This window comes from Streptomyces sp. NPDC059255 (assembly GCF_042752355.1).
In the GTDB taxonomy this organism is placed as follows: Bacteria; Actinomycetota; Actinomycetes; order Streptomycetales; family Streptomycetaceae; genus Streptomyces.
The window spans coordinates 17,497-31,288 of sequence record NZ_JBHYZP010000039.1; the positions used below are offsets into that span (position 1 = coordinate 17,497).

Annotated in this window: 12 protein-coding genes; 8 read left to right on the top strand and 4 right to left on the bottom strand. The window is 71.7% G+C overall.

The features are described 5' to 3' along the window. Window positions 1–165 precede the first annotated feature (165 nt). Complete coding sequence (locus ACFXKG_RS33575; RefSeq protein WP_384847018.1) at window positions 166–522, bottom strand: hypothetical protein; 357 nt, start codon at window positions 520–522, stop codon at window positions 166–168. A gap of 373 nt (window positions 523–895) precedes the next feature. Between ACFXKG_RS33575 and ACFXKG_RS33580 the strand changes: the two genes are divergently transcribed. From ACFXKG_RS33580 to ACFXKG_RS33605, 6 genes are all read left to right on the top strand, one after another. Next, window positions 896–1,258: a peptidase inhibitor family I36 protein gene (locus ACFXKG_RS33580; RefSeq protein WP_384847020.1), complete on the top strand. Its 363-nt coding sequence runs from the start codon at window positions 896–898 to the stop codon at window positions 1,256–1,258. A gap of 573 nt (window positions 1,259–1,831) precedes the next feature. Then, window positions 1,832–2,146 (top strand): hypothetical protein, encoded by a 315-nt coding sequence (locus tag ACFXKG_RS33585; protein WP_384847022.1) that lies wholly within the window; start codon window positions 1,832–1,834, stop codon window positions 2,144–2,146. Window positions 2,147–2,391: 245 nt separating this feature from the next. Next, entirely contained in the window at window positions 2,392–2,778 is a 387-nt protein-coding gene (locus ACFXKG_RS33590) for a hypothetical protein (RefSeq protein WP_384847024.1), read from the top strand. Between the two features lie 164 nt (window positions 2,779–2,942). Beyond that, window positions 2,943–4,814, top strand: coding sequence for an ABC transporter ATP-binding protein (locus ACFXKG_RS33595; protein WP_384847132.1), 1,872 nt, complete (start codon window positions 2,943–2,945; stop codon window positions 4,812–4,814). Window positions 4,815–5,062: 248 nt separating this feature from the next. Beyond that, on the top strand, window positions 5,063–6,091 hold the full coding sequence (locus ACFXKG_RS33600) for a GNAT family N-acetyltransferase (protein ID WP_384847134.1): 1,029 nt from the start codon (window positions 5,063–5,065) through the stop codon (window positions 6,089–6,091). Window positions 6,092–6,583: 492 nt separating this feature from the next. Continuing rightward, window positions 6,584–7,489: a phosphotransferase family protein gene (locus tag ACFXKG_RS33605; protein WP_384847026.1), complete on the top strand. Its 906-nt coding sequence runs from the start codon at window positions 6,584–6,586 to the stop codon at window positions 7,487–7,489. Between the two features lie 31 nt (window positions 7,490–7,520). Here ACFXKG_RS33605 and ACFXKG_RS33610 read toward each other — a convergent pair whose 3' ends face one another. Genes ACFXKG_RS33610 through ACFXKG_RS33620 form a run of 3 tightly spaced genes read right to left on the bottom strand, consistent with a single transcriptional unit; the run spans window position 7,521 to window position 10,318 of the window. Continuing rightward, a complete protein-coding gene (locus ACFXKG_RS33610) occupies window positions 7,521–8,324 on the bottom strand; it encodes an ABC transporter permease (RefSeq protein WP_384847028.1) in 804 nt (267 codons plus the stop codon). Continuing rightward, on the bottom strand, window positions 8,321–8,935 hold the full coding sequence (locus ACFXKG_RS33615) for an ABC transporter ATP-binding protein (RefSeq protein ID WP_384847030.1): 615 nt from the start codon (window positions 8,933–8,935) through the stop codon (window positions 8,321–8,323). Before ACFXKG_RS33615 ends, ACFXKG_RS33610 begins: the two co-directional genes overlap by 4 nt. A 12-nt stretch (window positions 8,936–8,947) precedes the next feature. Continuing rightward, window positions 8,948–10,318 carry a wax ester/triacylglycerol synthase domain-containing protein gene (locus ACFXKG_RS33620; RefSeq protein WP_384847032.1) on the bottom strand — a complete coding sequence of 457 codons (1,371 nt, stop codon included), beginning with the start codon at window positions 10,316–10,318 and terminating at the stop codon, window positions 8,948–8,950. Window positions 10,319–10,969: 651 nt separating this feature from the next. Here ACFXKG_RS33620 and ACFXKG_RS33625 point away from each other — a divergent pair. Both ACFXKG_RS33625 and ACFXKG_RS33630 read left to right on the top strand, forming a co-directional pair. After that, window positions 10,970–12,109: an SDR family oxidoreductase gene (locus ACFXKG_RS33625; protein ID WP_384847034.1), complete on the top strand. Its 1,140-nt coding sequence runs from the start codon at window positions 10,970–10,972 to the stop codon at window positions 12,107–12,109. Window positions 12,110–12,187: 78 nt separating this feature from the next. Beyond that, window positions 12,188–13,783 (top strand): PfaD family polyunsaturated fatty acid/polyketide biosynthesis protein, encoded by a 1,596-nt coding sequence (locus ACFXKG_RS33630; RefSeq protein WP_384847036.1) that lies wholly within the window; start codon window positions 12,188–12,190, stop codon window positions 13,781–13,783. The last annotated feature ends 9 nt before the right edge of the window (window positions 13,784–13,792 follow it).

Sequence of the window (13,792 nt, forward strand, 5' to 3'; positions counted from 1 at the left end):
CAGCGGATCGGTGGCGTCTGAAGCCCCGCGTGGCACTTCGACCGGGGGAAGTCGTTCTGGGCGAGGTAGGTCTGGAAGCAGTCGGCACCCGTCCTGTGCGCCACCGAGGAGGTCCCAGTGCTCGCGCCGTATGCGCACGAGCACCGGCGGTACAGGTACACGGAGTCAGGATCCCGTGGAAGACCTGCGGCAGTTCCGGGCCTGCAGCCACAGGTCACCTTCGGACCAGCCGTTCTCACAGTCGTACTGGGCTTTGCTGTCGCGGTCGATGACGACGAAATAGGAGATCGGGCCCCAGTGGCTCGCGTCGCACTGCCGTGCGGACAGACTGGGCAAGTCTGTGGCGTCGACCTCCCCGCAGATGATCCTCTGCGGCTGCTGTGCCGCCGGGCCGACGGTCCCGGCGGTGTGCGGCGCCGCGGCCGCGACCGCCGCGGGGGCAGTCACAGCGAGGAAGACCAGGAGCGCGCCGCTCGTGAGGAACCGCCCGCCGCTACAACGGGCCTGCCGTGTGGTACTCACGTCATTTTCTCCTTCGGGAAGGTCCGGATTCCATCGCGCCCGGACAACGCGGGCCCGGCGCCACCGGGTGTGCGTCCGGAACGTTCAGGCGCGCCCCTGAACCGGTTGGTCCAGTTCCCACTCTCGTCGGCACGCCGTGACCGGCGAGTTGAGTCAAACCACACCACAGGCAGGCGTTCGGAGTGCACCGGCGAACCCGCCGCACACCGCGCGCCCTCGATCCGCTCTCCGGGTGTGGCGACGGCTCCGGAAACCGATGGCGTGCGCCTTTACCGAGTCACCCTTCCGGGCGATTGGGGCAGGTATGGCCCGAGCCCTAACATCGTGGTCAAGTTGCCTGTATGGAGGGCAACTTGGCCAATCTCCCTGTTGAGTGGAAGCAGTGATCATCATGTGGCGAAAAGCAGCGACCGCAGTGGCCGCGCTGGTGGTAACAGCGGCCGGCGTCGTACTTGCCCCCACGGCGTCCGCCGCCGAGCCGTGTCCTGCCGGAAACCTGTGCTTGTACAGCAGTACTGACTACATCAGCATGAAGTTCAAGACCGCGCGACGTGGTACGTGCTGGGACCTTGCGAAATACGGGCTTGACAACAAAATCCTTTCCTACGACAACAATCTCGCTGTCTGGGCCCGCTTCTACGACGCGGATGGAAAGAACGTCTGGAACATCCGCAACGGCGGTAGCAATGCCAACAGTTCGGCCTACCGTGGCGAGCGGAAGGTCTGTACCGACTGAATCTCAGCGCCGGTTCACGTGCTGGTGGCCGTCTTCCGCGTGCCTGGCGTGGGGTTCTTCGGCGGCTTGACCCAGCCGACGTGTGAGGCGAGGTACGTGGTCTCGTGACCGCGCAGGTGGGGGTCGTCGGGGGGCTGGTCTTGGGCTGTCGGAGTGCCATGATGCGGGTTCTGTCTCCTGATGGGTGATGGGTGATGGGGTCCAGGGTGAGCGGTGCTGCCAGGCGGAGGCCCGCCCGGGGTGATCGGCCGTCAAGTAGTGCGCGGCGGGTCATCTCGGCGCTGATGTCCACGTCAGTCGCTCTGCGCGTCGTGGGCTCGGCTCATTGCGTCGACCGGGATCCGTGTCCGACGCGGACGTGGGTGCGGACCGGCTGATCCGGGGCCGGCGTGAGGTAGATCGACATCCACTCTCGGGCCACGAGAGTGGTTGCGAACCGGTAGCCCTGACCGCCCTCTTCGATCACCGGGAGGGACGGAACCGCCGCATGGCGAGCACGTCGTGATCCGGGTCCGTGCCGTACGCCCTCCGAACGCCTGCCCTCCGCATCAGCTCCCCACGGGCTACTCACCGATGAGGCTCGTCGGCGACTGCCGATCCCCCGGCACTGCGAAGTCCTGCCCCGGCAGGACCGACGACCGGGTCGAGGAGCATCTCGCCGCGCCCATCGAGTCGTCCGAGACTGTCTCCGCACGGCCGGCCATTGATGTCGAGCAGCGGCGGCTCCGCAGAAGGGGCGGCCTGCCCGTGCTGGTGGTGGAGGTCGACCAGACCCGCGTGCCGGCGGGCCGGTTCGCCGTGTCGTACCAGGTGCTGCGGGATGAGTCCGCGGGCTCCGGGCCCGAGCAGCCCTCGTCCGGCCTGCGCCGCTCTCGTACTGCCGCGTGACAGCGCGGCACCGGCCTGCTTCCGTGCCCCGGCCGGGGAATCCGATTCCCCGGCCGGGTATCCACATGGCGGCTTTTCTACGCTTCGCCGTCATGGCAGCAGCCACCGTCCGGTCTCCGCCTGCGGCCGGTTCCCGCCACGCCCGCCTGCTGTTCCGCGCCAGGCCGTCGGCCTCGCGTCACCCTGCCGGATGACCTCGGTGAGAACGCCAGCGCCGCCGCCGCGGGCGACCCTAGGGTTTGCCCATGCCTGTGAAGGTTCCCTTGGAAGAGACCGCGTTCAACGCCGACCGTATCGCTCCTGTCGGTCGCGAACTCCACTCCGTGAGGCCTGAGTTCGGCATCGCGAGCCTCGTCGGTGAGGTGGCGGCCGAACCGCCCCGGCTGGAGTCGAAGGAGCGGATCGCCCGTACCGGCCAGTCCCTGGATGCCCGCGCCCGCCTCACCCGCAGCCCCGCCGGACTCGCCGCCACCGTCACCATCGCCACCCCGCCGGTGCCCCAGTTGGAGGACGTCATGCATCCTGCCCGTGCGTACCAGCCCCCTGGAACCGAACGGCGGTTCAGCGCGATCCCCCACCGCGTCGGCAGCGTCATCCGCTCGGCAACCCCGGATACGGGGTGGGCGGCGTGAGCGACGAGCCCACCGATGCGTCGGCCGGCGGTGTCCCGGGGCCGCGCACCGCCCCGCTTCCGCCCGCTCCCGCGGCAGAGCCCGCCGGACCGGCGAAGGGACCGGTCCTCCCCCTCGAAGCCGGGCCGGACGCCGCCGTGGATTCGGCCGATCCGGGGCCGCAGATGCGGTACGTGGATCTGACCGGCAGTCGTGAGGCGGCCGGCCGCTCGATCCGGATGCGCGACATGGCCAGGCGCCTCCCGCAGTTGGTGCGCCGGTCGCTGGCTCTCGCCTGGCGGGTCGACCGACGGGCGACCGTCGGCCTCCTGCTGTGCCAGGCCGTCGCCGGCGTGATGCAGGCCCTGGGCCTGATCGCGATCAGCGGCACCCTGACCGCGCTGCTGACCAGCGGCGACATCTACCACCGGCTCCTGGAGGCATGGCCGTCCGTGGCGCTGCTCGCCGGCGCGTCCGGCGTGCGCGCACTCCTGGGAATCACCGTCAGCTGGCTCTCCTCCCGGCTGGGTCCTCTGATGTCGCGCGAGGCCGAGCAGATGCTGCTCACCGGCTGCGCCGAGGTGGAGCTGTGCGCCTACGACGAGCCCGACTTCAACCGCGACCGCGAGGCCGCCGACCGCGGCGCGCAGGTCACCGGAGACCTGATCGACGAAGGGCAGGACCTGATCGCCTCGGCGGCTTCCTTCCTCGCCGGGGCCGTCGTGCTGGCCGGAGTGAGCTGGGTGCTCCTCCCGCTTCTGGTGGCGGCCAGCCTGCCGCAGGCCCTGGCCCAGGTCAGCGCCGCGCGGGTGCGTTATCTGGCGAACCTTCGCAGCAACGGGGACAACCGGATGCTGTCGGTGCTGCGGTGGCACATCTTCACACGGGACGCCGCCGACCAGATCCGGGCCGGCACGATGGCCGCGTTCCTGTCCGGCCGGTACCGGCAGACGGTCGCCCGGATCAACCACGAGGACCGGACCGCGGCCGACACAGCGGCGCGCATGTCCCTGGTCGGCGCGGTGTGCGGAGGCGTCGGATCGGCGGTCGTCTGGGCCGCGGTCGTGTGGCTGCTGGCCACCGGCCGTATCAGCGTCGGGCACGCCGGAACGGCCGTCTTCGCCCTGCAGACGGTAGGACAGTCGGTCCGGGGACTCGTGGCCGTCGGGGCACGCACCGTGCGCACCGGCCTGTACATGGACGACTGGACCGGATTCCTTGACAAGGCCGGCGGCTTCCGCATGCGCCGGGGCCCGCACCGGCCCGAACCGCCGAAGAAGATCGAGCTCAGGTCGGTCACCCACCGCTACGCCGGCAAGGACCGGGACGCCCTGTCCGACGTCTCGCTCACCCTGCGCCGGGGCGAGGTCACCGCCCTGGTCGGCTTCAACGGCTCGGGAAAATCGACACTGTCAAAGCTGGTCAGCGGCCTGTATCTGCCCACCGACGGCCAGGTGCTGTGGGACGGCACCCCCACCGGCGACACCGACCCGCAGGCGCTGTGGCAGCAGGTCGCCCTGGTCCCCCAGGACTACGCCCACTGGCCCCTGACCGTACGGGAGAACATCACCCTCGGGCAGCCCTCGCCGCGCGGCGACGCGGCGGTCCGCGAGGCCTGCGAAGCGGCCGGCGCCGACGAGGTCGTCGACCGACTCGGCGCCGGCCTGGACACCCTCCTCGCCCGGGAATGGCTCAACGGGGAGGAGCTGAGCGGCGGCCAGTGGCAGCGCATCGCCCTCGGCAGAGCGTTCTTCCGCGAGGCGGGGCTCCTGGTCCTCGACGAGCCCACCGCGAACCTGGATCCCCGCGCGGAGTACCGGATCTTCCAGCGGCTGCGCGGCCTGGCACGGGACCGGGTGGTACTGCTGGTGACCCACCGCATCACCAACGTGGCCGTGGCCGACCGGATCGTGGTCCTCGACGAAGGCAAGGTCGTACAGGAGGGCACCTACCAAGAACTCGCCGAGCAGGAGGGACTGTTCAAGCAGTTGCTGTCCTACCAGGTCACCTCCGACACGGCCCGCGGTGACGGCGAGCAGCACGGGACACGCCCATGAGCCGCCCCGGCGTTCCGGCCCTCGGTATCCGGGCGAGAGGGCACTCGTCGCGCACCGGCCGCTGACGGGCGCCGCGCCGAGGAGGCACGCCCGGTCGAGGCGCCCCTCGGCGCGGGGAGCCGAATCGTCGTCGGCGGGCCCCATGGCGATCCGGAAGTCATCGAGCTCGGACGTCGGCCTCCGGCCCGGCCGCGCGCCGGGCGCCACCCGCACAACTCACCACAGGGAGAATCCACGTGAACCTCGACATGAGGCCCGTCGCCACGGCCGGACCACCGGCATCCGCCGGGCGGCCCGCGGTCCGCGCTGCCACGCCCGCCGACGCCGAAGAGATCGTCCGGCTGCGCTCCGCGTATGTCCTCTCCGAACCCTTGAGCGAGGAGTGGATCCGGCGGTGTGCGAACGAGCTGGCGCCGCGGCTGACACCGGCGGGAGACGCCCGCGCCTTCGTCGTCGACGCCGCGGACGGCTCGATCGTCTCCTGCGCCCTCGGTCTGATCCACCCCGTACTGCCGGCACCGGCCTATCCCAAGGGCCTGGCCGGCCGCGTGCACGTCGTCGCCACACACCCCGGCGCTCGGCGCCGCGGCTGTGCCAGGGCGGTGGTGTCCGCACTCCTCGACCGTCTCCACGCCGAGCACGTCACCCTGTTCGAACTGCACACCAGTGAGGAAGCGGCACCGCTCTACCGTGAGCTGGGTTTCGCCGGCAGCGCGTCGCTGATGCGGATGACGCGTCTCGAAGAACCGGTCGTCCCGAGCCCACGGGCGGGCGGCCCCGACTGGCTGCCGCCCGAGCAGTATGCCGAGACGGTCCTCAAGGCCACCGCCTTCGCGTGCGTCTACGTCACCGACGAGCACGACCGGCCGCTCCAACTGCACTCCGTCTACTCGCCTTCGCACCCGTGGCAGATGGTGGGCGGCACGATGGATCCCGGTGAGCGCCCCTGGCAGACAGCCGTTCGCGAGTGCCAGGAGGAGACCGGTATCACGCCGGCCGGGCCGCCTCGGCTCCTGGCGACGGTGTACGGTCTGCCGGGCACCGAGTGGCCCTACAGCACGATCGGTTTCGTCTTCGACGGCGGCCGGCTCTCCGAGGCCCGGATCCGCGGCATCGTTCTGGATCCGCGCGAGCACGACGAAGCCCGGGTCCTGCCCTTGGCCGAGTGGGAGGCGCTGATGCCGCCTCAGGACTTCGCCCGCCTGAGCGCCGTCGCGGAGGCCCGCCGCACCGGTGTGGCCGCGTACTTCGACACCTGGGACTGGAGCAACGAGTGAGCCCCGGATCGAAGTTCTCGCCTCCGGACGGCCCGTCGTGAGGTCCATGGACCTCGACGAGCCGGCCTGCTCCGCCATGTGCCCGTGCCCGGCCTCGACCCGACCGGGGAGGACATCCTGGACAGCGAGTCGATCAACTGCGGTGCCTGGACGGCGTACGGTACCCATCACCTTCAGCGAGGGACCGAGGTGCCCGAAGCCGGGGGTCTCGCCTGGGAGTTCCGGGCGACCGGCGGTGGTACCCGCTCGACCAGCTCCCCGACGGGCTCTTCATCCCCTGCGCCCAGGTGCTGACCGCATGGCGCCCCGGCCTGCCCATCGAGCACCCGCCAAGCCCACTCCACCCCGTTCGCCCCGCCCGGGCGCGGAGAGCAGGGTGGCACGGCCGTCGCCTCCGACAACCCTTCGCGTGTGACGCCGTCCGGATGATGAGGTGGCACGGTGACCCATCACCATGAGACGACGGCCGTCCGACCGCTGACACTGGCCTGGGTGAGCCGACAGCTGGAGGCCGGCGAACGGATCGTCGCAACCGAGGCGCTGCACGGCGGCATCACTGCCGACATGCGGAGGCTGACCATCGCCACGCGGGACGGAGGTACCCGTGACCTGGTGCTGCGGAGCTTCGTCGACCCGTTCCGCGTGGAGCACGCCGAGGACGGGCTGAACAGGGAGGCCGGCGCCCTGACCCTGCTCACGGGGACCGGCGTGCCGGCTCCCGGACTGGTCGCGGTGGATCCGACCGCCGCGCAGTGCGCGTATCCGTCGCTCCTCATGACACACCTCCCGGGCCGGACGGTCCTCGACGACGAGGGACTGGAGACGCGCCTCCCTCTGCTGGCCCGTCAACTCGTGGCGATCCACGCGGTGCGACCCGCCGAGCGGCCCCGGAGGTACGTGACGTTGACGACCCCCGACACCGTCGTGGTTCCGAAGTGTGCCGACGCGGCGGCATGGGCCGCGGCGATCGACGTGATCCGCCGTCCCGCGCCGCCCTATGAGGGGCGGTTCCTGCACCGGGACTTCCAGCCCGGCAACGTGCTGTTCGACGTCCCGAGGCCGGCGGACGCCCGGATCACCGGCGTCGTCGACTGGGCAGCGGCCTCCTGGGGCCCGGCGGATCTCGATGTGGCGCACTGCTCCACCAATCTCGCGCTGCTGCACGGCCCGGCGTGGGGCCCGCGGTTCGCCGAGGCGTACGAGGAGGCCGGCGGGGTGCTGGCCGCGACCACGAGCGAGCGGCTGTACTGGCAGGTACGGGACGGGCTGGCGTCCTCGGAAGAAGTACGGTCGGTGGCGCGGCCATGGCGGGAGGCGGGGCGGACAGAGCTGACGACGCGCGCCGTGGAGGAGCGGCTGGATGCCTATGTCACCGCTCTGATGGACGCGTCGGCCTGAGCCAGAGCGGTCCGGGAGCGCGCCCCCGGGCTCATCGTTCACCGCTCAAGGGGAGGGTGCGTCGCTTCCGTATCGGCGGGAGCGCGTCGCGGGTACGCCGCCGGAAGACCAGGAACGCGGCGAACGCCGCTCCGGTGAGCCAGAGGAGCTGGATCGCGAGTCCCTGGGCCACCGACGCGGTGGAGAAGGCAGCGGCCATGCTGGCCTGCACGGCCCCGTACGAGGGCAGGAAGCGTACGACGGCGCTGTCCGATCCGGAGCTGGAGAGCGGGTTCTGGAGTGCGACATCGAGGATGCTGATCATCAGGATGGCGAACATTCCCTCCACCTCGCGGCGGAGCACCGACCCCAGGACCACGCCGAGCGCGCCGTAGGTCAGGGCGGCGCAGAACAGCGCGGTGGCGAGCAGGAAGGGCTGCCGGGGCGACCAGGCGAAGCCGGCGGCGGCCGTGGCGTACGCGGCGATGGCGGCACAGACCAGGGTGAGCGCGGCGAGCTTGGCGAGCACCAGGTGGAAACGCGGGTACCCCGCCATCGCCAGGCGCCGGTCGAAGGCACCGCCCGTGAAGGTGGCGGCGAACATCATGAACCCGGCGATCAGGGTGACCGCGTTCAGCGCTCCGGTGATCTGGGTGAGGTGGTTGCCGGGCGGGGACAGGACCTGGCCGGTGGCCCGCAGCCGGAAGGGCGCCGGCCGGTCGGGAATGCTCACGTAGGCCAGGGCGATCCAGACGGGGATGTACACGACCACCAGCAGCATCGCGAACCGGTTGCGGGCGTGCCCGATCAGCGCGTACCGGGAAGCCGTGATGAACAGGGTCCAGTGCCTCCTCATGCCGCCGCCTCCGGCCGCCGGTCCTGGCGGGTGAGGCGGCCGCCCTCCAGGCGGTACAGCTCGTCCAGCCGGTCGACGTCGTACGCCAGGTGGGAGACGACCAGCACCGAGCGTCCGGCGTCGCGCAGCTCGGTCGCCAGGTCCCAGAAGCGCAGATACGTCTCCCAGTCGAAGCCCTGGTACGGCTCGTCCAGCAGCAGCACGTCCGGGTCGTGCATGAGCGCCAGGGCAAGGTTCAGCTTCTGCCGCGAGCCCCCGCTGAGCAGGCCCGCGCGCTGGTCGAGGTACTCGGTCAGGGCCAGGGCCTCCATCACTTCCCCGGCGCGCCGCAGGTCCGCGAGCCCGAAGGCGTGGCGGAAGAGGTCCAGGTGCTGCCGGACGGTGAAGGAGTCGTCCAGGACCACGGACTGCGGGCAGTAGCCGAACCTCCCGCTGTGGTGGACCGAGCCCCGGTCGGGCCTGAGTTCACCGGAGAGGATCTTGAGCAGCGTCGTCTTGCCCGCGCCGTTCTCCCCGACGATCCCGGCGAGGACCCCGGACCGCAGATGGAGGTCGACACCGCGCAGGACGACGTGCTTGCGGTAGGAATGATGCACTTCTCTGACGTCCATCGGGCCGCTCCGTCAATGCCGGGTCTTCGGGACCTCGGGTCGCCGTCCCGGGTCACCGTCCAGTTCCGCCACCGCCCGCTCCCACAGGCCCGGCAGCGACTCCCCGAGCGGAAGGGCGCGGTCGGCGAGGAAGGACACCTCGGCCCAGGTGTCGAAGAAGGAGAGGCCCACCCCGAAGAGGTGTCCGGGCACGAGCAGGGGGAGCAGGGCGGTTGCGGTCACCTGGGTCTCCCCCAGGCTGCCCTTGTCGGCGAGAGGCATGGACGTGGCCATGACGTCGGTGACACGTGGGGAGATCACCCGCCGCAGGTACCACTCGGTCGGACGGTCCGGCATGTACCGGACCAGGTCCTGAATCGCCTGCCGCCAGGCCTCGCCTCGTAGCTTCCGGGTCCTCGCCATGACGCGGTCCACTCGCCACAGGGGCGCATCGCTTCCCTGGCCGCCCTGCTCGCCCCGCTCGCCCCGGGAAGCGTCCGTGTCTTGCGGGCCCGTCCGTACGGGCAGCTCCAGCGGCAGGGCGAAACAGCGATTGCCCCAGGTCTGATCCTCGTCGGGGCGGCGCGCGTCGACGGGTACCAGTGCGGTCACCCGTGGGAGCGGTACGCCGGACCGCGCCGACCAGGCCGCCAACGCCCCGGCGAGCGCCGCCAGATGGACATCGTGGGCCGAGCCGCCACGCGCCGCGCCGATCCGGCGGAGTTCGCCCGCCGGTACCCGGCCGCGCCACAGCCGCCTCTCGCCCGTGGGAACGAAGGGGGCGACTGCCGGCCGGGGGCCGCGGCCGACGAGGGAGGCCGACGCGAACTTCACGGCCAGGCCGACAGCCATGCCCACCCGTCGGGGCAGGTCGGTCCGGCGGACCTTCCCCGGCACCGGGCGGGCCGAGGGTTCCCCCTCGCCCAGCATGGTCCGGAACGTCATCGCGGCGGCCGCACCGTCCTGACAGGCGTGGTGGAAGCGGTAACACACCGCGTACCGGTCGGGCGCGTGGCCGTGGACCAGCCAGACCCCCCAGTAGGTGCCGGGCGCGAACGGCGCGTTGATCGCGGTGTGCAGGGCCTGGTCCCACTCCTCGGGCCCGTCGGCGACCACCTCGTGGACGTGCCGGTCGACGGCGAAGTCCGTGTCCGTCCGCCACCGGGGGCGTCGCCGTCCGCCTTCGACCCGGCTGGTCAGCAGGGGCAGTTGGGGCAGGCGGAAGGCCACGTACGCGCGGAGGTCCGCCAGGCTCGGCGGCGGACCGCTCAGATACGCGACGCCACCGGCGTCCCAGCGGGCGCCGGGATGGCGGCGTTCCATGCCGAGGAACGCGCGGTCGAGCGCGTGGGCGGGGTGGCGGGGCGAGGGAACGTACGGGACTGACGGAACGGACTCGGGCATCGGAGGACTCCAGTTCGTGCCTGCGGACGAACGAACGGGCGGACGGTCGGGCCGGTGACGACTCCACCCGGCGCCGCCCCGCGTCGGATCGGTCGGATCGGTCAGATCGGTCGGACTCATCAGTAGGGTTCCTGGCCGGCCGCCGTGGACGCCCGTTCACCTCCGGTTATATCCGGCAGTGGTGAGCCTCCGTACGCGCCCGATGCCCCCGGAGTGCGCGCTGTCCCCGTGTCGTACCGGCCCAGCACCTACGCCCCGCCCACCGACCAGCGTCGCGTGCCTCGGGACCACATCCCGGCCGGCGCCCATGGAATCACCCGAAAGGAGGACATGGCCGGGGCCCGTACGGCCGGGGTCGCTTCATCAGGTCCGTACGGCCGGGCCCTGGCCTGGGACGGAGGCTCCTTGGGGGACCGTCCGAGGCGCACCACGGCCGTGGTGCGGGTAATCCGTTCGGGTGAGGAGGAGAAATCACGGGCTCTCCACCGCCCGCGTTCTGACACCGTGTGCGGTGCGTCAGCGGTCGTCGGCCTCCGGGGGGAGGGCCCTTTTCGTGTCGTCGAAATGCCCTGGTAGCTCCACACCGAGGCCAACCCGCCACCGTACGTGGTCGCGGTCCGGTCCTCTTTCGAACCCCTTGGAGTCGCGGTCGTGCATGTCGCCCTCACCGGCGCCACCGGATTCCTCGGACTGCGCCTGTTACGTCGTCTGCTCGCCAGGCACCGATCGGTGACGGTCCTGGCCCACGCGGGCTCGGGTGACGCGCTGCACCGCATCACCCGGTTCTTCGAACTGACCGGCGCGCCCGAGGCGTTCACCGCCCGACTCACCGACCGACTGCGGGTGGTGGAGACCGAGCTGGAGCGGCCCCGGCTGGGTCTGCCGGGGCGCGCCTTCCGGGAGCTGGCCGACGGTCTCGGCGCGATCTGGCACAGCGCGGGCAGCATCAACCTGGAGGGAGATCTCCCCGAGCTGCGCCGGACCAACGTCGAAGGCACCCGGCACGTACTGGAGTTGGCCGCCGCCGGGCGCGGGCGGCCCGTGGTCCACCACGTCAGTACCGCGTTCGTGGCCGGCGGACGGCGCGAGGGGGTGGCGTACGAGGACGAGCTGGACGACGCGTACGGCTTCGAGAACGCCTACGAACGCTCCAAGTACGAGGCGGAGAAGCTGATCCATGCCTGGTCGCGGGAGCACGCCCGTCCGGTCGTGGTGCTGCGGCCGAGCATCCTGGTCACGGATCTGGCGCCGCACCCGGAGCTGCCCTCGCATCCGCTCCAGGTCGTCGAGCGGATCATGCGCGACGCGCGAGGCACCCGAAGCGGGGGCCCGGAGCGCGACGGCCGCCCCCGCGTCCGGCTGGTGGGGCATCCGCACGGCCGGCTGAACCTGCTGCAGGTGGACCACGCGGCCCAGCTCATGGTGCGCCTCGCCGACCGGACGCCCTCGGGCGGGGTCGACACGTACCACGTCGTCCATGACCGTGACGTGCCCGTGCCGATGGTCGTGGCCCTGCTGGAACGGCTGGTGCCGGTCTCGGTCGAGCTGGTCGGCACCGAGCCGGACGACCCGTCGGCGCTGGAGTCCCTGCTGGACTTCTACCCCGGGCTGGCGGTCTATCTCACCCACCGGCGGCGCTTCGACGACACCCGGGTCAGGGCCCTGCTCGGTCCTTCGGCGGCCTCCGACCGGGTGGACCTCGACTATCTCAGTTCCGGCCTGGCCGCGAGGGACCGCGTGCGCGCCGGGCCTGCGGACGGGCCCGGCCTCTCCCCCGCCCGGTACTCCTGAGCGGCCGGTACTCCTGAACGCCCGTCAGCGCCGCCGAGTCTTCCCGTCAGTCCCTGCCAACTCCCGCTGGAGTCCTCCGTGTCCGTCCTCGCCGCTCCCGGCTCCCCTGCCGGGTCCCCGCCGGTCTTCTCCCCCGAGGAGATCGTCGCGCTGGCCCGGCGCATCCGGGAACCCGTCCACGTCGTCAGCGGCCCCGGCGGCCGTGAGCTGGGGCTCGCGACCGGCCCCCGTCCCGGGTCGGGGTCCGGTGCGCCGGTACTCGGTACGCTGCCCCCGCTGTATCCCGAGTGGCTCGGCGGACGCACCTTCTGCGAGGCGCACGGCGTCCGTTTCCCCTATGTCGCGGGTGAGATGGCGAACGGCATCGCCACCACCCGGATGGTGTCCGCGATGGCCCGTGCGGAGATGCTCGGGTTCTTCGGCGCCGGCGGCCTGGCCTACGGCGATGTGGAGCGGGCCGTGCACACGCTCGCCGAGGAGCTGCGCTCCCGCCCGAACTGGGGCGTGAACCTCATCCACTCACCGGCCGAGCCCGAGCTGGAGTTCCGCGTCGCCGAGCTGCTGCTGCGGTGCGGGGTGCCCCGGATCTCGGCGTCGGCGTTCATGGAGCTGACCCCCGCCGTCGTGCTGTGCTCGGCCCGGGGGCTGCGCCGGGGCGCGGACGGACGGATCGTCCGGCGTACGCGGATGCTCGCCAAGGTCTCCCGCCCCGAGGTCGCCGAAAGGTTCCTCTCGCCGGCCCCGGCCGCGCTGCTGGACCGGCTCGTCGGACAGGGCGGGCTGACGCCCGAGGAGGCGGGCCTCGCGGCCCTCGTACCGGTGGCCGAGGACATCACCGTGGAGGCCGACAGCGGAGGACACACCGACAACCGGCCGCTGTCGGTCCTGCTGCCGAGGATCGCCTCGCTGCGCGACACACTGTGCCGGCGGTTCGGCTACCACCGGGCGGTCGGGGTCGGCGCGGCCGGCGGGCTGGGCACACCGGCCGCGGTGGCCGCCGCCTTCGCCCTCGGCGCGTCCTACGTGGTCGTCGGGTCGGTGAACCAGACGGCCACCGAGGCAGGGCTGTCCGACGAGGCCAAGGCGATGCTCTGCGCGGCGGACGTCGCCGATGTGACCATGGCGCCCGCGGCGGACATGTTCGAGCTGGGCGTCCAGCTGCAAGTGCTCTCCCGGGGAACGATGTTCGCCCAGCGGGCCGGCAGGCTCCACGCGGCGTACCGGGCCCACGGTTCACTGGAGGAGATCCCGCCCGCGGTGCGCGCCCCGATCGAACGGGATGTGCTGCGCGCCCCGTTCGACGAGATCTGGCGGCGCACCGTCGCGTTCTGGGAACGGCGCGACCCCACCGAGATCACCCGGGCCGAGTCCGACCCGAAGCATCGTATGGCGCTGGTCTTCCGCTGGTACCTGGGCAGTTCGAGCCGCTGGGCGATCACCGGCGAGACGGCCCGGCGTGCCGACTACCAGATCTGGTGCGGTCCCGCGATGGGCGCGTTCAACCGATGGGCTGCGGGCACCTTCCTGGCCGAGCCGGCGAACCGGTCCGTCGTACAGATCGCGCTCAACCTGCTCGAAGGCGCCGCCGTTCTCACCCGCGCCCATCAACTGCGCACCTACGGAGTCCCGTTGACATCCGACGCGTTCACCTACACACCGTGCGCGCTGGCATGAGCGGTCCCG